A 20460-nucleotide genomic window follows, 5' to 3' on the forward strand; every position below is an offset into this window, starting at 1 on the left:
CGTCAGCGAAATTTTTTTGTTTGCCTTGTCGATCCGCGCATTGGGCAAACGACTAAGGGTGTCTTCACAACAAAAACCACGGAGAACACCATGAGCGCACAAAGCGAAATCCAGACCCTGATCAACACCTACCGCGAAGCGGTAATGGCCAAGGACGTCGAGAAAGTCATGGCCCTGTACGCCGACGACATCGTCTCGTTCGATGCAATCAAGGCGCTGCAATTCAAAGGCAAAGCGGCCTACCGCGCGCACTGGGTCGAGTGCATGGAAATGTGCCCCGGCCCGCACGTTTTCGAGTTCCACGAAATCGCCATCGAGAGCGCCGACAACATCGCCTTCGCCCACTGGGTAGCCAATTGTGGCGGCACCAACGACAAGGGCGAAACCCAGAGCTGCTGGATGCGCGCCACCGCGTGCTATCGGCAGATCGGCGGGGCGTGGAAGATCGCGCACGAGCATTGGTCGGCACCGTTCGATCCGATGAGCGGCGCGACGCTGTTCGATGTGACTCCCTGATCTTCAGCCATAGTTGATCCGTTCGAATCAGGAGATCGCCATGAAATACCTATGCCTGGTCTACAGCGATGAACGTCTGCTGCACACCTCGCCGGACAGCCCGGAGGACGCCGAATGCTGGGCCTACGCCGAGTCGATTCAGGGCAGCGGGCGGATGATCGCTGCCGAAGCGCTGGAATCGGTGGAGACCGCCACCACGGTACGCATGCGCAACGGCAAGGTGTCGATCACCGACGGGCCTTTCGCTGAAACCAAGGAGCAACTGGCCGGTTTCTACCTGATCGATGCCAAGGATCTCAACGAAGCGATTCAGGTCGCCGGCAACATTCCGGCAGCCCGGGTTGGCAGCGTTGAGGTACGTCCGGTGCGGCAGTTGAATGTCTGACGTCAGGGCGCGGGTCGAGCAGGTCTACCGCGAGGATTCGCGGCGGATTCTGGCGACGCTGATCCGCCTGCTCGGTGATTTCGACCTCGCCGAAGAAGCCTTGCACGAGGCCTTCTTCGTCGCGGTCGAACGCTGGCAGCGCGATGGCGTGCCGGACAACCCGCGCACCTGGCTGGTCTCGACCGGACGCTTCAAAGCCATCGATGTGTTGCGTCGGCGCGCGCGGTTCAAGGCGTCGCAACCGTTTCTGCTGGCGCAACTCGATGAGCTGGAACAGGCTGACTGGAGCGGCGAAGACGTGGAAGACGATCGCTTGCGGCTGATCTTTACCTGCTGCCACCCGGCGCTGGCCGCAGATGCGCAGGTGCCGCTGACCTTGCGCGAAGTCTGCGACCTCACCACCGAGGAAATCGCCCGCGCTTTTCTCTCGGCGCCGGCGGCGATTGCCCAGCGCATCGTCCGCGCCAAAGCCAAGATCCGCGACGCGAAAATCCCTTACCAAGTGCCCACGCTGAATGAATTACCCGAGCGCCTCGACAGCGTGTTGCGGGTGATTTATCTGGTGTTCAACGAAGGCTATTCGGCTTCGGTCGGCGCTGAGCTGACCCGCGAGGATCTGACGCGCGAAGCGATTCGGCTGGGGCGTTTGTTGATGGAGTTGCTGCCGGAGCCGGAAGTCATGGGTCTGCTGGCGCTGATGCTGCTGCATGAATCACGCCGGCCGGCACGCACCTCACCGAGCGGTGAACTGGTGTTGCTCGACGATCAGGATCGCTCGTTGTGGGACGCCGGGTTGATGACGGAAGGCTGCACGCTGGTGGAGCGCGCGCTGACTACCCGGCGGTTCGGGCCGTATTGCCTGCAAGCGGCGATTGCAGCGGTGCATGCCGAAGCGCCATCGGCAGCGGAAACCGACTGGGAGCAGATTGTCGGTCTGTATGACGTGTTGCTGCGCGCGGTGCCGTCGCCGGTGATCGAGCTGAACCGGGCGGTGGCGCTGGCCAAACGGGATGGAGCGTTGGCCGGGTTGTTGTTGGTTGAAGGGATTTTGGCGCGTGGCGAGTTGCAGGATTACCACTTGGCCCATTCGGCGCGAGCGGAGTTTTGCCGGCAGTTGGGCCGGGTGGAGCAGGCGCGGGCGGCGTACCAGCGGGCGCTGGAGTTGACGCGGCAGGCGCCGGAGCGGCGGTTTATCGAGGGGCGACTGAGGGGACTGGGTTGATCTGGAAGCTGCGTCGGTGCGGCTGGCCCTTTCGCGAGCAGGCTCGCTCCCACAGGTGGTTGCATTCCTCTTTTGGAAGGCTCGCTCCCACAGGTGAGCGCGTTTCAATTGTGGGAGCGAGCCTGCTCGCGAATGGCAGCACCGCTTATTCCAGCATCTTGCTGAGCAACCAGCTCCCCGCCGGCCCCGGCGGATACAGGCGTGACCACAAGGCATCGACGAACACCGGTTTCGGCCAGCCCCTCACGTCCAGCTCCATCAGCAAATCAGCGGCATAACGCTGCACCAGCCACCTCGGCAGCGGTGCCCAGCCAAAGCCTTTTTCAGCCATCTCCAGCAACATCAGATAACTCGGCGCCGACCACACCCGGCCTTTGCCGCGACTGTCATACGGATTGACGATGGTCGCCAGACGCAACTCACGATGTAGCTCGAGGATCTGCTGATCGACATGCTCAAGCTTGGCCAACGGATGCTCGCGGCTGACGAACAGGGCAATCTCCGTGCGCTCGGCCACAGTCGAGGTCACCAGATCCGGCGGGTAGTTGTCCTGCATTTCCGCGAAGGCCAGATGCGCCCGGCCGCGCTGGACCAGTTCGATCAGGTCATCGCATTCGGCAATCAGGCATTCCAGCTCAAGCTCCGGGTAACGCTGCTCGAAACCCACCAGTGCCGCCTCGAAACGATAGGACTGATAGGTATCGGAAATAGCGACCGTCAGCTTCGGCTCCACACCTTGCGCCAATTGCCGAGCGCTCATTTCCAGGCGACTGGTCGCGGCCAGAATCGCCTCGGCTTTTTGCAGCATGACGTGGCCGGCGGGGGTGAGCGTGGGCTTGCGGCTGCTGCGGTCGAACAGCTGCAGGTCCAGATCGATCTCCAGGCTTGCCACTGCCGCGCTAATGGTCGACTGACTGCGGCCCAATTTGCGCGCCGCTGCGGAAAATGAGCCTTGCGTCGCTGCCTGGACAAACGCCAACAGCACTTCCTGCGAAGCCATGAACTATCGCCTTGATCGATGGTTATTGGTTATGAAGTATCGGCATTCAGTTGGATCATGGCAACCATCGTCAAACAAGGAGTCAGGCCATGACTGCCCATAAGTCCATCACCGAACGCGTCTTCCAGGCTATCGGTTTCGAATTTCTCGCCATCCTCATCTGTACGCCGCTGCTCGCCTGGATCATGCAAAAGCCGCTGCTCGACATGGGCGCGGTGACCGTGTTGATCGCGCTGTTGGCGCTGGCGTGGAACGTAGTGTTCAACCGTTTTTTCGACCGTGCGCTGGCGCGGATGAATCTGCCGCACAACGCCTGGGTGCGGGTGGTGCATGCGTTGTTGTTCGAAGGTGGGCTGATCGTGATGGGCGTGCCGCTGATTGCCTGGTGGCTGTCGGTCAGCCTGTGGCAGGCGTTGTTGCTCGACATTGGCGTGCTGCTGTTTTTCCTGCCGTACACCTATGTCTACCACTGGGGTTATGACGTGCTGCGCGAGCGCTTCATGGCCCGCCGCGCATATGAAAGCTGAGATAAACCTGTGGCGAGGGGATTTATCCCCGTTGGGCTGCGTAGCAGACCCGATTTTGGGGCCGCTCCGCAGCCCAGCTGGGATAAATCCCCTCGCCACAAACAGTCTGTTGGTTGAGGTCAGAGGAACATGCCGCCAGACGCCTCGACCCGCTGGCCATTGATCCACTGTCCACCCGGCGACAGCAGCAGCGCCAATGCACCGCCAATGTCATCCGGCTGCCCGACGCGACCCAGCGCGGTGTTGCCGGCGACCATCGCGTTGACAGCGTTGTTGTCGCGCACTGTGCCGCCGCCAAAATCGGTTTCAATCGCACCCGGCGCCAGAATGTTCACACCAATCTGCCGCGCGCCCAGCTCCTTCGCCTGATAACGGGTCAGCACTTCCATTGCACCTTTCATTGCCGCATAAGCGCCGTACCCCGGTAGGCTGAAGCGGGTGAGGCCGCTGGAGATATTGACGATGCGCCCACCGTCGTTGATCAGCGGCAGCAGTTGCTGAGTCAGGAAGAACGGTCCTTTGAACTGCACGTTCATCAGCAGATCGAACTGCTCCGGCGTGGTTTCGCTGAATAGCGCGTACACGCCAATCCCGGCATTGTTGATCAGGAAATCAAAGCGCTGACGCTCAAAGGTTTGCCCCAATACCTGTTCAACCTGCTCGGCAAACGCGGCGAAGTTTTCGCTGCGGCCGACGTCCAGTTGCAACATCGCCGCTTTCGCGCCAAGTGCCTGCAACTCAGTGATCAGCACTTGGGCCTCGTCGGCGCGGCTGTTGTAGGTGCCGATAATGTCGATGCCTTGCGCGGCGAGGTGCAGGGCGGCGCTGCGGCCCAGGCCACGACTGGCGCCAGTGATCAGTGCGATTTTGCGATTCATGCTGACTTCCTCGATTGCATTGAGTGGGGATGGAAGAAGTTTATTTATCCGCCCTAAGGTGATAAACACAGCAAAAGCGGAATCACTGGTCGGTTCAGCCGAACAATCACAAGGCTTGCCATGAACAAACTGGAACTGCTGCGGACGTTCGTCCGGGTCAGCGAACTGTCGAGTTTCACCCTCGCCGGTGAAAGCCTCGGCCTGCCGCGCTCCACCGTGTCCGAGCAAGTGCAGGCACTCGAAGCCTTGCTCGGTACGCGGCTGTTGCAGCGCACCACGCGCAAGGTGCAGGCCACGCAGGATGGACTGGTGCTGTATGAGCGCAGCAAGGATTTGCTCTCGCACATGGATGAAATTGAAGGGCTGTTTCGTCAGGACGAGGCGTCGCTGACCGGGCGCATCCGGGTCGACATGCCGAACATTCTCGCGCGACGGCTGATCATGCCGCGCCTGCCGGAATTCATGGATCGCCATCCGAATCTGCAGATGGAAATCAGCAGCACCGATCGCCGCGTCGATCTGCTCGGCGAAGGCTTCGACTGTGTGTTGCGCATCGGCGCGCAGCCGGATCAGTCGGTGGTCGCCCGGCATCTCGGCGACTTCCCGATGGTCAACTGCGCCAGTCCCGCTTATCTGCAACGCTACGGCGTGCCGCAGACCCTGGAAGATCTGGCGCAGCATCGGCTGGTGCATTACGTCGGCGTGCTGGGCTCGCGTTCGGAAGGGTTCGTCTATGAGGACGGCGGCGAGGTGCGGCGTGTGGCGATGGCCGGCAGTGTCACGGTCAACAGCACCGATGCCTATGAAGCGGCGTGTCTGGGCGGCTTCGGCCTGACGCAAGTACCGCGTACCGGCATGCAGCCGCATCTGGAAAATGGCGAACTGTTGACCGTACTGCCGCAATACACCGCACCGCCGATGGCGATTTCATTGTTGTATGCCCGACAACGGCATTTGCCGCTGCGGGTGCGGGTGTTCATGGACTGGCTCGGCGATGTGGTTCGTTCGACGCTCTGACTTCGGAATGCAACCCTGTGCAGGAGCTGCCGAAGGCTGCGATCTTTTGGCTTTGATTTGTAAAAACAAGAGCAAAAGATCGCAGCTTCGGCAGCTCAGGGGGATCTGTGTAGGGTCAGAAGATTTGGGTGAACAGCCAATACAGGCTGCCCGACAGCAAAATGGCCGCTGGCAGGGTCAACACCCAGGCCATCAGCAGATTGCGGATCGTGCGCATCTGCAATCCTGCACCATTGGCCACCATGGTCCCGGCCACGCCCGATGACAACACATGGGTCGTCGACACCGGCAAGCCGAACATGTCCGCCGCGCCGATGGTCAGCATCGCCACGGTTTCTGCCGAGGCACCCTGGGCGTAGGTCAGGTGCGTCTTGCCGATCTTCTCGCCGACGGTCACGACAATACGCTTCCAGCCGACCATGGTGCCGAGCCCCAGTGCGATCGCCACGGCGATCTTCACCCACAGCGGAATGAACCGCGTGGCGTTGTCGATCTGTTGTTTGAACAGCTGCAATTTGCTGCTGGTGTCGGCATCAAAGTTGCCGACCTTGTTCTTGTCCATCAGGCGAATGCTTTCGCTGGCCAGGTACATGTCGTTGCGCACGTTGCCCATGGCTTCGGCCGGGACTTTCGCCAGCGATCCGTAGCCTCTGACTTCCTCGCCGATGTGCCCGGTCAGGGCGGCGAGGGCGGGGATCAGTTGCGGCGTCGGTTCCTTGCTGCGCACGTAATCGGAAAGGACCGGACGCGGATCGGCAGGTGCCGGCATTGGCGCGCTTTTCACCAGCGCTTGCTGGGTAACTTGCGCCACGGCGGCGAATTGCAGCGATTGTTCTTCCGGCATGGTGCGGTTCAACGCGTAGGCCATCGGCAGTGTGCCGACCAGAATCAGCATGATCAGGCCCATGCCTTTCTGACCGTCGTTGGAGCCGTGAGCGAACGACACGCCGGTGCAGGTGGCGATGAGCAAACCGCGAATCCACCACGGCGGCGGGGCATTGCCTTCGGGCGCTTTGTACAGCGCGCGATTCTTGACGAACGCGCGCAACGCCAGGAGCAACAACGCAGCGCAACCGAAACCCACCAGCGGCGACAGCAGCAGCGCATAACCGATTTTGGTTGCCTGTGCCCAGTCGACACCGCTGGTGCCATCGCGGCCGTGCATCAAGGCATTGGCCACGCCGACGCCGATGATCGAGCCGATCAACGTGTGCGAAGAGGAGGCCGGCAAACCCAGCCACCAAGTGCCGAGGTTCCACAGGATCGCCGCGATCAACAGGGCGAAGATCATCGCAAAACCGGCAGACGAGCCGACCTGCAGAATCAACTCCACCGGCAGTAGCGCGATGATGCCGAACGCCACCGCACCGCTCGACAGCAGCACGCCGAGAAAATTGAAGAAGCCCGACCAGACCACCGCGACATTCGGCGGCAGCGAGTGGGTATAGATCACCGTCGCGACGGCATTGGCGGTGTCATGGAAACCGTTGACGAACTCGAAACCCAGCGCAATCAGCAGCGCCACGCCGAGCAGCAGAAACGGCGTCCACGTGGTGACGACCGTGCCGAGTTCGTGCATGTCGTGCATAAGGCTATAGGCGGTAAACAGCATGCCCATGGCCAGCACGGCGAAAAAGATCACATAGGTGAACGGACCGGGTTTCTTGTCGAGCGCCGGCCTGCCGCTGGCGGCGGACGCAGGGCTGGCGGTCAGTGAAGGCGTAGCCATGGCGGACAATCCTGAGCGAGGGAAGGAATGTCGTCCATGATCGTTGCAGAATGTTACGGAGAGACTGCGGCAGGTCAGTGTTTGTCTTATTAGTCTGACCATGATCGTTCCCACGCTCCCGCGTGGGAATGCCGCCAGGGACGCTCCGCGTCCCAGTGACGCAGAGTGTCACCTGATGCATTCCCACGCAGAGCGTGGGAACGATCATGGCAAGAGCTCAATAATCCCCACGCTTGCGAAACGCCCAGCGTCCGGCAATCACGGTGAATGTCGCCACCAACGCAACCAGCACCCAAAACCCATGGGGATCCTGCGACAGCGGCACACCCCCCACATTCATGCCGAAAAAACCGGCGATGATGTTGATCGGCAAGGCCAGCACCGTCACCACCGTCAGGGTGAACAGCGTGCGGTTGCTCTGTTCGTTGAGGTTGGCGGCGATTTCTTCCTGCAACAGTTTGATGCGTTCGCCGAGGGCGGTGAGGTCGTTGATGATCAGCGCAAACTCCTCGGTGGATTTGCGCAACTCCTTGACGTCCTCCTTCTGCAACCACGGCGGCGGACGATTGAGCAGGCGCAGCAGCGAACCCGGCTCCAGCGCCAGGAGCCGTTGCAGCCGCACCAGCACGCGGCGATTGGCGCCGAGTTCGGCGCGGTTGGTCGACAGACGCGAAGAGAGCAATTCGTCTTCGACCTGATCGACACTCAGGCTGGTCTTGCGCACGATCTGCGTCAGCACTTCGCCCTGATCGCGCAGCAGGTGCACGAGCAATTCCGAGGGCGAGCGAAAGCACTCGCCGGCCTTCACCGACGAGCGCAACTTGTCCACGGAGTGCAGCGGTTGCAGGCGCGCGCTGACGATGAGTTTGCTGCGCACGCAGACCCACAGCGTCGACACGTCGGAGGAGACCATGCTGCTGAGGTTGAACACCACATCGTTGACCACCGCCAGCAGCGCCGAATCGACATGCTCGATGCGCGTCGAACGCGAACCTTCGTGCAGCGCTTCGAAAAACTCATCGGGCAATTGCAGATGATTTTTCATCCAGCGCTCGCACGCGGCGTGGGCCAGGTTCAAGTGCAGCCAGAGGAATTCGCCGCTGTCACTGTCGTCCTGCAAACAGCGCAAAGCCGTCGCCGAATCGATTTCCCGACCACGCTCACCGGGCAGAAAGCGAAAGCCGTAGAGCAAACCAAACAGGTCCGGGTCGCGATGACTGATATCGAGGCTGTGGTTCATGGCGGCTCGCTGCGAGGAGGATGTCTGGGGCAGGATTTTCAGGTTCACCTGAGCGGCATCATCGCAAGCTCACGTGACCGTTTTGTGACAGCAAAATGACGTCAAATCAATGTCTTGCCGGCTGTCGGAAGTTTCTCAAGGAAGGCTCTGGCGCGCCGATCTCAGGTGAGTTAGGTTGCGCGCCATTGGCGTTTTGCCACGGTGCGACGACAGGGAAGTCCGGCCATTTCTCACGTCCGCCCGGGCGTGCCTCATCCCTGCTTCGAGTACCTTGCAATGCTGCAAAAATCCCTGAGAGCGCAAATTCTCGCCCTGCTGAGCGGCAGTCTGCTGGCGATGCTGTTGATCGCGCTGGCCTGTTTCCATTTCCTCTCCAACGGCGTGCAAAGCTACAGCCAGTTGATTGCTGGCCCGTTGCACACTTCGCAACTGATCGATGAAGCCAACCTGCAATTCAAAGTGCAGGTGCAGGAGTGGAAAAACGTCTTGCTACGCGGCAAGCAACCGGCAGATCTGGCGAAATACTGGAGCCAGTTCGAGGATCGCCAGCGCGACGTGCAAAACATTCTCGGTGAATTGGCCGGCCAGAAGGGTATCGAGGCCAATCTCAAATCACGTATCGAACGCTTGCGCGAAGAGCATCGCCAGTTAGGTGCTGCCTACCAGAAGGGCCGCGATGCCTACGTGGCTGCCGGTGGTGATCCGAGCGCCGGCGACGCTGCGGTCAAAGGCGTCGACCGCGCCACCAGTGAACAGATGAGCGCGTTGGTCGCCGAGCTGCGCGAGCAGGGCACCGCGCAATCGGCATTGATCAGTGCCAGCGCTGATCGCACCGTGTGGCTAGGCCTGTTGGTGATGCTCGCGTCAGGCTTGCTGATCGGTCTGCTGAGCCTGTGGCTGGTCAGCCGCAACCTGATCGAGCCGATCCGCAACCTCATCGATTACGTCACTCGCTTGAGCCGTGGCCAGTTGGCCGAGCGCGTAGTGAGCGAGCGTCGCGATGAGCTGGGCAACCTCGCTGCTGCTGCGAACACCTTGCGCGATTTTCTCGCGGACACCTTCACTCGGTTGCAGCACAGCGCGAGCAATCTGGACAGCGCCAGCGGTGAGTTGAATGCCATTGCCACGACCATGGCCGGCGGCACCAGCGAGCAATTCAGCCGCACCGATCAGGTAGCCACGGCGATGAACGAAATGTCTGCCACGGCACAGGAAGTGGCCCGTCACGCCGCCGATGCCGCGCGTGCTGCCGACGATGCCGATCAGTCGGCGCAGCAGGGTGAAAAGGTCATGCAGACCACCATTCACTCGATCACCCAGATGCGCGGTGAAATTGCCAACACCGCCACGGTGATTCGTCGCCTGGAAACCGACAGCGGTCGTATCGGCAAGGTGCTGGAAGTGATTCGTGGCATCGCCGAGCAGACCAACCTGCTGGCCCTCAACGCGGCCATCGAAGCGGCACGCGCGGGTGAGGCCGGACGCGGTTTTGCCGTCGTCGCCGACGAGGTGCGCAACCTCGCGCAGCGCACGGCGGAGTCGATCATCGAGATCAACCAGATCATTCAGAACGTGCAGACCGGCGCGGTTGATGCCGCGCAGGCTATCGAGAGCGGCCAGGCACGCAGTGATGAAAGTGTCGAGCAAGTGACCCAGGCTGGCGCGATGCTGGAGCGCATCACCTTGGCGGTGGAGGCGATTCGCGACATGAACCGGCAGATCGCCACGGCAGCAGAAGAACAGACGTCGGTGGCCGAAGATATCTCGCGCAACCTGACTGAAATCACGGCGATCGCCAGTACCAACCTGGACAACGTGCAGCGCACCGAAAGTGCCAGTCAGAACCTGCATGGGTTGTCGGGCCAGTTGAATGAGGTGACGGCGCGGTTGAGTGCTTGATTGCGAGTTCAAGCGTCCGGCAACTTTCGTAGGTCCTCGCCTGCTCGCGATAACGGTGGAACAGTCAACATTGATGTCGCTGACACTCCGCTTTCGCGAGCAGGCTCGCTCCCACATGTTTTACGGCAGGCATGAAAAAGCCGCACGATCTTTCAATCGTGCGGCTCTTTAACAGCGGTCTATCAAGTGTCTTGCTTGTTGCTCAGCACTTTACCGGTGGTGGCATCAAAGTCCACGTCGAACTCTTTCCCATCAGCGGTTTTAAGTTCAACTTCATACTCATAACCGTTGAAGTGGTTATCCAGGTCGGTGTCGGTAATCGTTGCGCCCGGGTGCAATTTCAGTGCTTCGGCGTTCATCGATTCCAGCGACTTGATCTTGCCGTCCTTGACCAGTTGCGGCACTTGGTCGATGCGAACATCAGCCTGAGCCAGGCCAGCGGTGAGGGTCAGGGCAGCGGCGGTAAACAGGGCAGTCAAAGTTTTCATCGGTTCATTCCTTGGCAGTGCGTTGAAGTGGTTGATCTGTGTAAGTGGGTTCAGATTAACCAGCGCAACTTAACTCACCCTTAAATCTCTGCTTCGCGATAAAACTGCTCTTTTGTGGGAGCGAGCCTGCTCGCGAAGCAGGCGACTCGATAACCAGTCAGAAACCGTTCTTCTTCAAAACCTCATCAACACTGCCAACAACCGGACGCTTATAAAACTTCAACAATTCACTGGCGCGGTTGGTAAAGATGCCATCAACCCCCGCCGCCATGACTTTCTCGTAGTCCACCGGCTCGTCGACCGTATAAACGTGCACCAGCATGCCCTGATCGTGGGTGTACTGATTCATCCACGGTTGCACCAGGTCGGAGTAGCTCTGATCTCCACCATGAGTCAGCTTCGCCGAAGGGCCGGTGCCGATTGCGCCCTGAGCTTTGGCGTAGTCGACCCACTGCTTGAATTCAGCTTCTGACTTGGGTTCCTGCTTGCCGTAGAACACGTTTTTGTCTTTCTCACCGGACGCGGCAAACGTCACGGCGGATTTCGGCTCGATGCTGCCTTCGCCGACCCACAACAGCAGGATCTTCGGCACTTGCGGCATTTCCTTTTCCAGCAGTTGCAGGCTGTTTTTATCGAAGGTTTGCAGCATTACCTTGCCTTTGCCCTGACCGACGCCGAGCGCACTTTTCGCCAGTTTCGAACCGGCCGGGCTCAGCCAACCGCGATCCTGAAGTTTTTCCTTGAGGTCATGTTCGATGCCGGGAAACAGCTGCGGCTCTTTGGTTTCGATGTACAGGCCCGGCTTGTGCTGCGGGTTGGCACGGGCGATGTCGATGATTTCATCGAGGGTGAGAATTTTCAGCCCGGCGTAGGAGGGGCGTGCGCGGTCAGGGTATTTGGTGTTGAACCAGCTGCCGGCATCGAGGGTTTTCAGTTCGGCCATGGTGAACGCGGTGGCCGGACTGTCCTTGCGCTCGGGGAATTTGCTGGCGACGTCGGTGGTGCGTTGCAGGTTGTCGTCGTGCAGGGCGAAGAGCACGCCGTCCTTGCTGCGTTGCAAATCCATTTCCAGGTAATCGGCGCCGAGGTCACGGGCCAGTTTGTAGGCCGCAGCGGTGGATTCCGGGGCATCGAACGACGCGCCACGGTGGGCGATCACTGCCGGATGCGGAATGCCATGGGCGGCAGCGATTGCCTTGGGCTCGGGATGGCTGGCGGCGTGCGCCTGACCGAGGCCGAACAACAGACTCAGCACCAGAGCGCTTCGGGTAAAAGTGGCAGGCATGGTCGAGTTCCTTTCGCAGGTTTTTTTCGAGACGTACCTTTTAACAATTGACGCGCCGCAGGGCTATCGCCAGACCGACATAAACCGCGCAAAACGGAAATTTCCTGCACTTTTGTGGCGCTGTTTGCAGTACGCTTGCCCTCGGCTGACGCCCCGGCAGAGGGCGCGCCGCTACATTGCCCTGCGTGTAAACCATCAATCATCTTTCGTGAGGTTTACCATGCGCATCACCTCCCAACTCATCTGCCAGGCCGCCGACGATCTCAAAGGCTTGGTCGGCCTCAACCGCAAGACCGGCCAGTACATCGTGCGCTTCAGCGAAGATTCATTCGGCATGGACGTGGCCGACGACGGCATCATCCCGGCCAGTGAATTCGTCTGGGCGAAGGCGTCGGACACCACCATGACGCTCAGGCGCGAGTTGATTCAGTTGCTGATCGATCAACACATCGACGACCGCATCAACATCACCGAACCGTTGCGGGTTTACATGAGCAAGGTTGAGGTGCCGGAGATTGTGGCGGTGCGGAGTCTGGTGCGCGGTTGAGGTTTTGCGGTGGGGTTGCGCGCCTTTTCGCGAGCAGGCTCGCTCCCACATTGGATCTGTGGCGTTCACAAAATCCCTGTGGAAGCGAGCCTGCTCGCGAAGGCCACTCCTCGGTTCACCGCCAGCCGCAATTGCGATCCAGTCACGCGCTCATGTCAGTCCCGATCACCCCGGCACCCGCTCATTGGCAAACATGCTCACCGCATCCACTGCCTCGCTGGCGCCGTCGCGAATCTGCAGAATCACCGTCCCGGCCTGATTGGCCAATTCCACGCCTTCTGCGGCGCGGTCGCGGGTGCCTTGCATGCTCTTGATCGCCTGCCGTGTTTCGCTCTGGATCAGACTGATCATGGTGGAAATTTCCGCTGTGGAGCCGCTGGTGCGCGCCGCCAGTTGCCGGACCTCATCGGCCACCACGGCAAAACCGCGACCCTGTTCACCGGCGCGCGCCGCTTCGATGGCGGCGTTGAGGGCGAGCAGGTTGGTCTGATCGGCGATCGCGCGGATGGTGTTGACGATGGCCGTGATCTGTTCAGAGCGTTCGCCCAGTTGCGCGATCAGAGTTGAAGACTGGCTGATGTCCTCGGCGATTTCGCGCATTTCGCTGGCAGCCTGTTGAATCACCTGCGTACCTTGCTCGGCGACTTTTCGCGTCGCCACCGAGATGTGATAAGCGGTGCTGGCGCTGCGCGCGTCCTGCTCGTGTTGTTCGACGCGGGCGGTGACGTCGGATGCGAACTTCACGACTTTGTACAAGCGACCCGAAGCGTCGTAGACCGGGTTGTAGTTGGCCTCCAGCCAGATGATCTGGCCGCGTTTATCCACACGCTCGAACTGCCCGTGGAAGAACTCGCCCTGATTCAGGCGCCGCCAGAAATCCTGATAGGCACTGCTGTTGACCAGCGCCGGGGTGCAGAACAACCGGTGATGCTGGCCCTTGAGCTCCGCGAGGTTGTAACCCATCCGGGTAAGAAAATTCTGGTTGGCGGTAAGAATGTTGCCGTCGAGATCGAACTCGATCACCGCCATCGCGCGATCGATCGCCTGCAGCTTGGCGTTGGCCTCGTTCTCCTGCTGCACCTTGGCGGTGACATCCATGGCGTACTTCACCACTTTGATCACCCGTCCCGACGCATCCTTGATCGGGTTGTAACTGGCCTCGAGCCAGATCGGCTGGCCTTTGCTGTCGACCCGTTCAAAGGTGCCGGACTGGAACTGACCGTTTTTCAGGCGCGACCACAACTCTGTGTACTGGGCACTGCGCCCGAACTCTGGTGTGCAGAAATGCCGGTGTGGCTGGCCGATCGCCTGCGCAGCCGTGTAACCCATGGTCTTGAGGAAGTTGTCATTGGCACGTAACACCACGCCATCAAGATCGAATTCGATCACCGCCATCGAACGGTTGATCGCTTCGAGCATTGCAGCTTGGTCAAAAACGGTGTGTTGCAGATCTTCGAGGGCGGCTTTGTGGCGGTTGAAAAACATGCTTGCGATACTCGGGAGTGGGAAAAATCAAAAGGATTCAGTCCCTATTCCTGCGCCGGCAGACCGAAATGCACAGACGGCATTCGGTGGTGGCTGCTCAATGCCAGCGTTCCGTTACTGGCAGATGGCTACTTATACAAAACTTAATAAAGTTGTACAAGAAAGGAATTTTTCGCGAGTTTGTATAACTTTTTGTGAAATTAGTTGTACACGGCTCGACGCTGTCGGTGATTCACCGCTGATACAGTGCCAGGAACATCTCCAGCGCCGACTCGGCAACTGCATTCTGCGCGTCTGGATCAAGGGCCGCGCGACCCAGCGAGATCTGCGGCCAGAACGCGAATGCCTTGAGCAACCCCTGCACTTGATGCGCGGCAAACTCTGGATCCACCGGCTTGAGCCGTCCGTCGGCTTGCGCCGCGCGTATCCAGACGGTCAGGCCTTCCTCGCGCTCGCCCATGCGCTCGATCATGTTCTGCGCACGTTCAGGGGAATGAATGGTCGCGGCAATCGCCACCCGGGCGAGGGTGAGAAAATTCTCGTCAGCCATCATCTGCACTTTTTCTCGCAGCATCAGGCGCAGCTGCTCATGCAGCGGTCGCTCGCGGTCGTAGCTCACCGATGGCTCGGCAATGATCCGCGCCCACAGCTGATTAAGGATCTCGGCGAACAGTTCTTCCTTGCTCGGGAAGTGGTTGTACACCGTCCGCTTCGACACCCCCGCCGTGGCGGCGATCTTGTCCATGCTGGTGATTTCGAACCCGTGGGCACGGAATTCGGCGATCGCCGCCTGGATGATGGCTTCGCGTTTGCGATCGGTGAGGCGTTGTGGAGCGGTCATGAGCGGGCTTCAGCAGAGAAGGGAGGAAATTACACTCGGCAGTTTACTTGGCGCCGGCTTTGATGCAACCTAGAAACTACACCGCTCAGTGTAATGTTGCGTTAATCCTCGCACCTTACAAACCAGAGCGTTTGGCCTTTGCGTGCAGCCTGGCCATTTTCATTTCCCGTGGAATACCGTGCAGTACACGGTTTTTCGGAGTCGTTCAGTCATGGCCAATCCAGTCTCTCTCCCGGACAACACACCCACGCCTGAAGCCTCGCGCCAGGATCAAGGGCTGTTTCGCAATCATGCGCCGGTTCAGCGCGAAGGCCTGCGCAAAATGCTGCGGATCATGTGGAACATGATTTTTCACAAACCGCGCGACACCCGTCCGAGCGCCGCCATTCCTGTACAGCCGCTGACCCGTGAAGATCTGCTCGCAGCGCCCAATCACAGCGTTTACCGCTTGGGACACTCGACGCTTTTGTTGAAGATGCGCGACAAATTCTGGATCACCGACCCGGTCTTCGCCGAGCGCGCCTCGCCTGTGCAATGGGCTGGCCCGAAACGCTTCCACCAACCACCGATCAGCATTGACGAGCTGCCACCGATCGAAGCGGTGATCCTCTCGCACAATCATTACGACCATCTCGACTACGAAGCGGTGCTCAAACTCGCCGCCAAAACCACTTACTTCCTGACTCCGCTGGGCGTGGGCGACACCCTTATCAAATGGGGCATCGACGCCAGCAAGGTGCGCCAGTACGACTGGTGGCAGGGCACCGAAATCGCCGGTATCCGCTTCATCGCCACCCCATCGCAGCACTTCTCCGGCCGTGGCCTGTTCGACGGCAACAGCACCCTGTGGGCGTCATGGGTGATGATCGACGCCGACACACGAATCTTCTTCAGCGGCGACAGCGGTTACTTCGACGGCTTCAAACGCATCGGCGAACAATACGGCCCGTTCGACCTGACCCTGATGGAAACCGGCGCCTACAACGTCGAATGGCCCCACGTGCACATGCAACCGGAAGAAACCCTGCAAGCCCACATCGACCTCAAGGGCCGCTGGCTCTTCCCGATCCACAACGGCACCTTCGACCTGGCCATGCACGCCTGGCACGAACCTTTTGATCGCATCCTTGCGCTTGCATGGGAACGCAGTATTGCGATTACCACACCGCGGATGGGGGAGGCGTTCAACCTTGCGCATCCACAACGGGGGAGTGCGTGGTGGATGGCGGTTGAAGAGGAGGGGGAGGCGCTAGTGCAGAACGCCTGACGCGTTCGCCTCAAGCGAATACCACCTCAATACGGCCCTCTTTCCGTGATCGGGGGGCCGATTTGACTACAATTTGCACATCTCGTCCGAGACGTGAAAGGCATTCCATCATTTTGGCCTCACTGATTCCGCGAAATTTGCCACGCAACATTTCGGAAAGCTTGGGTTGTGATAGTCCCAAGATTTCTGACGCCTGAATCTGAGTGAGATGACGCGCCTTAATGATTGCGCCAATTTTCGCTGCGAGCTGCGACTTCACCTGCATTTCACTTGCATTGGGTAAGTCCAGATCGTGATAGACGTTTCCGCTACCTACTTCAATCTCCATGGTTTTCTGATCCTTTCGCATGTTCCTGGGCGGCTCGAAGTCTGTTTCTGATCAGATCAATGTCCGACTGGGCGGTTCTAATCCCGCTTTTCGACTTTTTCTGAAAGCAGTGCAAAACGTAAATTGCACTGCCAAAACGAACCGTATAAATGGCGCGGTAGGTGTCGGTGTCGAAGTCTTCTATCAACTCCAGGACACCTGCGCCTCCGAACCCTTTCATTGGTTTTGCATCTGAATACTTCAGGCCACATTGAGCCAGATCCAGTGCGTGACCAAAAACGTCTTGTACCTCTGTGGGCATCTGCTTGAGATCTTTTTTACTACTGCAGATCCACATAAGCGGCTTCCTTGCACTCATGCGAAATATACCTATTTTGGAATAATTATCAAATTGCCGTTTCAGTCAGCCATCGCAAAATCCCCACGCCCCACCGATTCCCCCGCCATCCCCTGCGCCCTGACACCGCGCCCCGGTGCAAACCCCGGGAAGAACACCAACCCCTGCGCTTCAAACCGATAAGCCAGTGCCAGTCTTGCGGCGTCCGCCACGTCCTGCTGCGCTTCGAACCGCTGGATATCCGCGACTGCAACTTCGGCCTCGCGCGACAGTTGTTCAACACTCCAGCCCAGCATGGCGCGGGCCTGGACGCAGTGGGTCGGGGTGAACTGGAAAAGGGCAATGCGTTCGAGGACGTGGTTCATCGCAAGAGAGGCCATGGCGTGCTCCGGGCTCAAAAGTGCTGATTGAAAATGTACTGTGTTTTTGTACAGTTGTTTTCGGCCGGGATCAAACGCATTTTTCGAATTTGCCTAGTTCGTCGGCTCCAACCAGACGGACGGTGCCTGTCCCAGCACACGCCGAAACATCGTCGAAAACGCCGCCGGGCTCTCGTAGCCGAAGTCCAGAGCAATCCGCGTCACCGCTTCCCCCGCCGCCAACCGTGCCAACGCCTGCACGACGCACGCCTGCTGGCGCCACTGACGAAAGCTGAGCCCGGTCTGCTGCCGAAACAATCTGTTAAAGGTACGCAAGCTTATGTGTAACTGGTCCGCCCAATGCTGCGGGGATTGATGGGTGTTGGGCATGTTCAGAAAGGTCTGACATAGACTGAGGAGCTTTCCTTCGACGGGCATAGGAATGTGTAGGGGAAGGGGGGCACTGCGTGTCAGTTCATGCAACAGCAAGTTGATCAGCACACCGTCGCGTCCGGCCTGGTCGTACATCAGCGGCACGTCCACCGCCTCCATGAGCAAATGCCGCAGCAGCGCCGACACGTTGAGCACTTGGCACTTCGGGCCCAAATCCACCGTGCACGGTTCGATGTAGAGGCTGCGCGTGCTCACCCCTAGCATCAATACTTCGTGGGCGACTCCCGGCGGAATCCACACTGCACGCTGCGGCGGCACCACCCAGTTGCCGCTCTGAGTACTGACCCGCATTACACCAGTGGCGCCGTAGAGCAATTGCCCACGTCGATGCGTATGAAACGGGAGTAGGTGGCCGTGGGAATAATCGGTACCGATGGCCACGACCGGGCGAGGCGTGTCATCAAGCTGATTGATCGAAATATTGCGCATCAGGCGAGTTCCAGCGATTGGCGTAAACGCGAACATTATTGGCCCAACTGCTGAAGCCGGCCAATGCCTGCCGCACTAATGTCACGGCTCCCAGTTCTGGACGCTCACCATGTTCTACCTCCTGCTTACATTGTTCGGCTGCCTCACCGGCATCAGCGCCGTGCTCTTCGGTTTCGGCGGCGGCTTCGTCATCGTGCCGCTGCTCTATCGCATGCTCACCGCCAGCCACGCAGCCGACGACCCCATCGCGCAATCGGCCATGCACATCGCCGTGGCCACCTCGACCTGCGTGATGATCGTCAACGCCCTCATCGCCACGCGCAAACACCAGCGCGCGGGCAATCTGCTCCGGGACTACCTCTGGCCATTGGGCGGGTTTATCGGCGTGGGCGCGGTCGTCGGTGCCATCGCTGCGATGTGGGTCAGCGGCCAAGTGATCCGCTACGCCTTCATCACCTATCTGGGCGTGACCATCGTCGATTGCCTGCTGCGCCGAGGATTTCTCACACAGTCCCAAACGACAATCCCGCGGCGACTTACCACGACGGAAACATCCGCCGGCGGTGTAGGCATCGGCGCCATCGCGACGTTTCTCGGCGTAGGAGGAAGCGTCATGACCGTGCCGCTGCTGCGCCGTTGCGGGCTGAGCATGTCGCAAGCGACGTCCATGGCCAATCCGCTCAGCGTGCCGGTGGCGTTGGCCGGGACGTTGACGTACATGGCGCTGGCCGGTTTCACCGGGGGTGATTTGGGCGTTTGGTATATCGGGTATGTCGATGTGCTGGCGTTTGCGCTGCTGACGGTTGGCTCGTTGCTGGGGATCAGATTGGCTGCGCGATGGATTGGGCGGATACCGGATCGGGTGCATGCGCGCGTGTACATCGGTTTACTTATGGTGGTGATGATCAGCATGTGCTTGAGCTGAGCGCGACGGCGCTCGATTCCAGCGCGCAAGCTCGCCATAATCCGCAGCTACTTTCGCAGGCAGCTGCTCGTTTATCCAGGGATGAAATGATGTACCGCGGACTGTTACGTATTTTTGCTGTTTTTTTTCTAACGGGTTCTTTTGTAGCGACGGCAACTTGGGCCGAGACCGGCGCGCAGTTGTTCACCGGCACGTTGGGTAAATCGTCTATCGTCCTCGAAATAAATCCTCGTACCGGAGAGGGACGTTACTTTTACAAGAAGTACCGCAAGGATCTACCACTCGACGGTTCTCTGGACGGGGAAACGCTTGTGCTGGAGGAAGGCTCGCGGATGGAAGACTCACGCCCGACCTTGCGTCTGCAGCCGACAACTGATGGTTGGTATGGCGATTGGACGAGCACCGCTGGGAAAAGCCTGAAGATCAAGTTACAGCCAGCCGTCATCCCCGATGTACCGGATGATGCCTTGCCCTTTTTCACCACACTTCACGACAAGTACCCTTATGAGTACCTGCGGCTGCAGGGCGTTACACTCAAAAAAGGCAACATCGACACCTTCATGGGCTACACGCTGCAGTGGTGGAGCGAGCCGAAGACAGGCACTTCTCTGTTCGAAGTGGTCTCGGGTTATTCCCCTGAAGAGCGTCGACGCATCAACCAACAATTGATGGCGCGTTTGTGGAGCGAGGTATTGTCGTCTTATGGATGTTCAGGCAGTTACGCGCAGTCGAGCCAACCGCTGTGGATGTCGTCAACAGTGATGAGTGTTCTGATTTCATCAGATTATTTCTGCGGCGGTGCCTATCCGGATCAAAGCCAGGATGCGCTCAACTTCGACACTAAAACAGGCAGACTCCTGACCCTTGATGATGTTTTGTGGGTGGGGCGGGGCAAGCCATTGCATTTCCAACGAGAGGGCGACTTCGGCGGGGAGGCGTCCGGCTCGTCTGATTCCTGGTCTAACTACCGCAGTGAGGAACTGGCACCCTGGCTGGTCGCGCAGTTGCTGAAACTCTACTCCAGTGAAATGACAGTTACCCCCGAAGGCGAAAACGACTGCAACTACGACGAGAGTTATCCCTGGCAATTTCCTGGTTGGCACTTCACGGAACTGGGCATCAAGCTCGAGCCATCATTTCCCCACGTCGCGGCGGTCTGCGGATTCGTCGACTGGAGCGTTCTGCCGTACACAATCGTCAAACAACATCCGGGCGGGGTTGCACTGCAACTGCCTTGACGTGGCGTTTACTTTCCTGCGCAGCCCCTCGATTCCCGACCACAACCCCGCCATAATCGCCGAGA

At 59.4% G+C, this 20460-nt stretch carries 22 protein-coding genes; 10 read left to right on the forward strand and 12 right to left on the reverse strand.

The annotated features are described in order from the left end of the window. Nucleotides 1–90: 90 nt before the first annotated feature. The 3 genes from ACMYUN_RS21690 to ACMYUN_RS21700 are packed head-to-tail and all read left to right on the forward strand — an operon-like array spanning nt 91 to nt 2123. Complete coding sequence (locus tag ACMYUN_RS21690; protein ID WP_415761735.1) at nt 91–516, forward strand: YybH family protein; 426 nt, start codon at nt 91–93, stop codon at nt 514–516. A 40-nt stretch (nt 517–556) separates the two neighbouring features. Beyond that, nucleotides 557–901, forward strand: coding sequence for a YciI family protein (locus tag ACMYUN_RS21695; protein ID WP_039758054.1), 345 nt, complete (start codon nt 557–559; stop codon nt 899–901). Further along, a complete protein-coding gene (locus tag ACMYUN_RS21700) occupies nt 894–2123 on the forward strand; it encodes an RNA polymerase sigma factor (RefSeq protein WP_415761736.1) in 1230 nt (409 codons plus the stop codon). The genes ACMYUN_RS21695 and ACMYUN_RS21700 overlap by 8 nt, the downstream gene beginning before the upstream one ends. A gap of 145 nt (nt 2124–2268) precedes the next feature. On the opposite strand, the gene ACMYUN_RS21705 is transcribed toward ACMYUN_RS21700, so the two are convergent. Next, entirely contained in the window at nt 2269–3123 is an 855-nt protein-coding gene (locus tag ACMYUN_RS21705) for a LysR family transcriptional regulator (protein ID WP_415761737.1), read from the reverse strand. Between the two features lie 89 nt (nt 3124–3212). Here ACMYUN_RS21705 and ACMYUN_RS21710 point away from each other — a divergent pair, with 89 nt between their 5' ends. Further along, a complete protein-coding gene (locus ACMYUN_RS21710; protein WP_039758046.1) occupies nt 3213–3650 on the forward strand; it encodes a multidrug/biocide efflux PACE transporter in 438 nt (145 codons plus the stop codon). Between the two features lie 119 nt (nt 3651–3769). Here the strand turns inward: ACMYUN_RS21710 and ACMYUN_RS21715 are convergent, their stop codons facing one another. After that, nucleotides 3770–4528, reverse strand: coding sequence for an SDR family NAD(P)-dependent oxidoreductase (locus tag ACMYUN_RS21715; protein ID WP_415761738.1), 759 nt, complete (start codon nt 4526–4528; stop codon nt 3770–3772). A gap of 120 nt (nt 4529–4648) precedes the next feature. On the opposite strand from ACMYUN_RS21715, the gene ACMYUN_RS21720 reads away from it, so the two are divergent. Beyond that, nucleotides 4649–5545 (forward strand): LysR family transcriptional regulator, encoded by an 897-nt coding sequence (locus tag ACMYUN_RS21720; RefSeq protein ID WP_129997462.1) that lies wholly within the window; start codon nt 4649–4651, stop codon nt 5543–5545. Between the two features lie 115 nt (nt 5546–5660). Here the strand turns inward: ACMYUN_RS21720 and ACMYUN_RS21725 are convergent, their stop codons facing one another. Both ACMYUN_RS21725 and ACMYUN_RS21730 read right to left on the reverse strand, forming a co-directional pair. Beyond that, nucleotides 5661–7274, reverse strand: coding sequence for an inorganic phosphate transporter (locus ACMYUN_RS21725; RefSeq protein ID WP_415761739.1), 1614 nt, complete (start codon nt 7272–7274; stop codon nt 5661–5663). A gap of 217 nt (nt 7275–7491) precedes the next feature. Next, a complete protein-coding gene (locus ACMYUN_RS21730; RefSeq protein ID WP_129997460.1) occupies nt 7492–8514 on the reverse strand; it encodes a transporter in 1023 nt (340 codons plus the stop codon). A gap of 276 nt (nt 8515–8790) precedes the next feature. On the opposite strand from ACMYUN_RS21730, the gene ACMYUN_RS21735 reads away from it, so the two are divergent. Then, nucleotides 8791–10413 (forward strand): methyl-accepting chemotaxis protein, encoded by a 1623-nt coding sequence (locus tag ACMYUN_RS21735; protein ID WP_415761741.1) that lies wholly within the window; start codon nt 8791–8793, stop codon nt 10411–10413. 182 nt (nt 10414–10595) lie between these two features. On the opposite strand, the gene ACMYUN_RS21740 is transcribed toward ACMYUN_RS21735, so the two are convergent. Continuing rightward, nucleotides 10596–10901, reverse strand: coding sequence for a PepSY domain-containing protein (locus tag ACMYUN_RS21740; protein ID WP_039758030.1), 306 nt, complete (start codon nt 10899–10901; stop codon nt 10596–10598). Nucleotides 10902–11058: 157 nt separating this feature from the next. Then, a complete protein-coding gene (locus tag ACMYUN_RS21745) occupies nt 11059–12186 on the reverse strand; it encodes a glycerophosphodiester phosphodiesterase (RefSeq protein WP_415761742.1) in 1128 nt (375 codons plus the stop codon). Between the two features lie 220 nt (nt 12187–12406). On the opposite strand from ACMYUN_RS21745, the gene ACMYUN_RS21750 reads away from it, so the two are divergent. Beyond that, entirely contained in the window at nt 12407–12733 is a 327-nt protein-coding gene (locus ACMYUN_RS21750) for a DUF2025 family protein (RefSeq protein WP_415761743.1), read from the forward strand. A gap of 165 nt (nt 12734–12898) precedes the next feature. Here the strand turns inward: ACMYUN_RS21750 and ACMYUN_RS21755 are convergent, their stop codons facing one another. Both ACMYUN_RS21755 and ACMYUN_RS21760 read right to left on the reverse strand, forming a co-directional pair. Continuing rightward, the gene (locus ACMYUN_RS21755) at nt 12899–14218 is read right to left on the reverse strand and encodes a methyl-accepting chemotaxis protein (RefSeq protein ID WP_415761744.1); all 1320 of its coding nucleotides are present in this window, start codon (nt 14216–14218) and stop codon (nt 12899–12901) included. 232 nt (nt 14219–14450) lie between these two features. Further along, nucleotides 14451–15059: a TetR/AcrR family transcriptional regulator gene (locus ACMYUN_RS21760; RefSeq protein WP_110602421.1), complete on the reverse strand. Its 609-nt coding sequence runs from the start codon at nt 15057–15059 to the stop codon at nt 14451–14453. Between the two features lie 211 nt (nt 15060–15270). On the opposite strand from ACMYUN_RS21760, the gene ACMYUN_RS21765 reads away from it, so the two are divergent. Continuing rightward, nucleotides 15271–16326 carry an MBL fold metallo-hydrolase gene (locus ACMYUN_RS21765; protein WP_125917208.1) on the forward strand — a complete coding sequence of 352 codons (1056 nt, stop codon included), beginning with the start codon at nt 15271–15273 and terminating at the stop codon, nt 16324–16326. A gap of 10 nt (nt 16327–16336) precedes the next feature. Here the strand turns inward: ACMYUN_RS21765 and ACMYUN_RS21770 are convergent, their stop codons facing one another. The 4 genes from ACMYUN_RS21770 to ACMYUN_RS21785 all read right to left on the reverse strand — a co-directional run bounded on the left by ACMYUN_RS21770 (nt 16337) and on the right by ACMYUN_RS21785 (nt 18232). Further along, nucleotides 16337–16654, reverse strand: coding sequence for a helix-turn-helix domain-containing protein (locus ACMYUN_RS21770; protein WP_122602120.1), 318 nt, complete (start codon nt 16652–16654; stop codon nt 16337–16339). Beyond that, nucleotides 16644–16955 carry a type II toxin-antitoxin system RelE/ParE family toxin gene (locus ACMYUN_RS21775; protein ID WP_415763991.1) on the reverse strand — a complete coding sequence of 104 codons (312 nt, stop codon included), beginning with the start codon at nt 16953–16955 and terminating at the stop codon, nt 16644–16646. The genes ACMYUN_RS21770 and ACMYUN_RS21775 overlap by 11 nt, the downstream gene beginning before the upstream one ends. A gap of 98 nt (nt 16956–17053) precedes the next feature. Further along, complete coding sequence (locus ACMYUN_RS21780; protein WP_415761745.1) at nt 17054–17371, reverse strand: XRE family transcriptional regulator; 318 nt, start codon at nt 17369–17371, stop codon at nt 17054–17056. Nucleotides 17372–17464: 93 nt separating this feature from the next. Further along, nucleotides 17465–18232 (reverse strand): AraC family transcriptional regulator, encoded by a 768-nt coding sequence (locus ACMYUN_RS21785; RefSeq protein ID WP_415761746.1) that lies wholly within the window; start codon nt 18230–18232, stop codon nt 17465–17467. A 109-nt stretch (nt 18233–18341) separates the two neighbouring features. Between ACMYUN_RS21785 and ACMYUN_RS21790 the strand changes: the two genes are divergently transcribed. Further along, nucleotides 18342–19157, forward strand: coding sequence for a sulfite exporter TauE/SafE family protein (locus ACMYUN_RS21790; RefSeq protein WP_415761747.1), 816 nt, complete (start codon nt 18342–18344; stop codon nt 19155–19157). Then, nucleotides 19145–20395, forward strand: coding sequence for a hypothetical protein (locus ACMYUN_RS21795; RefSeq protein WP_415761748.1), 1251 nt, complete (start codon nt 19145–19147; stop codon nt 20393–20395). The genes ACMYUN_RS21790 and ACMYUN_RS21795 overlap by 13 nt, the downstream gene beginning before the upstream one ends. Nucleotides 20396–20460 lie beyond the last annotated feature (65 nt).

This window comes from Pseudomonas sp. CP4, assembly GCF_047758505.1.
Lineage (GTDB): Bacteria > Pseudomonadota > Gammaproteobacteria > Pseudomonadales > Pseudomonadaceae > Aquipseudomonas > Aquipseudomonas fluorescens_AO.

Bases quoted from the DNA above. Each gene is read 5' to 3' on its own strand.
- ACMYUN_RS21785 (WP_415761746.1), bottom strand. From the start codon at position 18,232: ATGCGCAATATTTCGATCAATCAGCTTGATGACACGCCTCGCCCGGTC.
- ACMYUN_RS21730 (WP_129997460.1), bottom strand. From the start codon at position 8,514: ATGAACCACAGCCTCGATATCAGTCATCGCGACCCGGACCTGTTTGGT.
- ACMYUN_RS21740 (WP_039758030.1), bottom strand. From the start codon at position 10,901: ATGAAAACTTTGACTGCCCTGTTTACCGCCGCTGCCCTGACCCTCACC.
- ACMYUN_RS21765 (WP_125917208.1), top strand. From the start codon at position 15,271: ATGGCCAATCCAGTCTCTCTCCCGGACAACACACCCACGCCTGAAGCC.
- ACMYUN_RS21710 (WP_039758046.1), top strand. From the start codon at position 3,213: ATGACTGCCCATAAGTCCATCACCGAACGCGTCTTCCAGGCTATCGGT.
- ACMYUN_RS21690 (WP_415761735.1), top strand. From the start codon at position 91: ATGAGCGCACAAAGCGAAATCCAGACCCTGATCAACACCTACCGCGAA.
- ACMYUN_RS21775 (WP_415763991.1), bottom strand. From the start codon at position 16,955: ATGCCCACAGAGGTACAAGACGTTTTTGGTCACGCACTGGATCTGGCT.
- ACMYUN_RS21770 (WP_122602120.1), bottom strand. From the start codon at position 16,654: ATGGAGATTGAAGTAGGTAGCGGAAACGTCTATCACGATCTGGACTTA.
- ACMYUN_RS21780 (WP_415761745.1), bottom strand. From the start codon at position 17,371: ATGGCCTCTCTTGCGATGAACCACGTCCTCGAACGCATTGCCCTTTTC.
- ACMYUN_RS21790 (WP_415761747.1), top strand. From the start codon at position 18,342: ATGTTCTACCTCCTGCTTACATTGTTCGGCTGCCTCACCGGCATCAGC.
- ACMYUN_RS21760 (WP_110602421.1), bottom strand. From the start codon at position 15,059: ATGACCGCTCCACAACGCCTCACCGATCGCAAACGCGAAGCCATCATC.
- ACMYUN_RS21725 (WP_415761739.1), bottom strand. From the start codon at position 7,274: ATGGCTACGCCTTCACTGACCGCCAGCCCTGCGTCCGCCGCCAGCGGC.
- ACMYUN_RS21700 (WP_415761736.1), top strand. From the start codon at position 894: ATGTCTGACGTCAGGGCGCGGGTCGAGCAGGTCTACCGCGAGGATTCG.
- ACMYUN_RS21705 (WP_415761737.1), bottom strand. From the start codon at position 3,123: ATGGCTTCGCAGGAAGTGCTGTTGGCGTTTGTCCAGGCAGCGACGCAA.
- ACMYUN_RS21720 (WP_129997462.1), top strand. From the start codon at position 4,649: ATGAACAAACTGGAACTGCTGCGGACGTTCGTCCGGGTCAGCGAACTG.
- ACMYUN_RS21745 (WP_415761742.1), bottom strand. From the start codon at position 12,186: ATGCCTGCCACTTTTACCCGAAGCGCTCTGGTGCTGAGTCTGTTGTTC.
- ACMYUN_RS21695 (WP_039758054.1), top strand. From the start codon at position 557: ATGAAATACCTATGCCTGGTCTACAGCGATGAACGTCTGCTGCACACC.
- ACMYUN_RS21715 (WP_415761738.1), bottom strand. From the start codon at position 4,528: ATGAATCGCAAAATCGCACTGATCACTGGCGCCAGTCGTGGCCTGGGC.
- ACMYUN_RS21750 (WP_415761743.1), top strand. From the start codon at position 12,407: ATGCGCATCACCTCCCAACTCATCTGCCAGGCCGCCGACGATCTCAAA.
- ACMYUN_RS21755 (WP_415761744.1), bottom strand. From the start codon at position 14,218: ATGTTTTTCAACCGCCACAAAGCCGCCCTCGAAGATCTGCAACACACC.
- ACMYUN_RS21735 (WP_415761741.1), top strand. From the start codon at position 8,791: ATGCTGCAAAAATCCCTGAGAGCGCAAATTCTCGCCCTGCTGAGCGGC.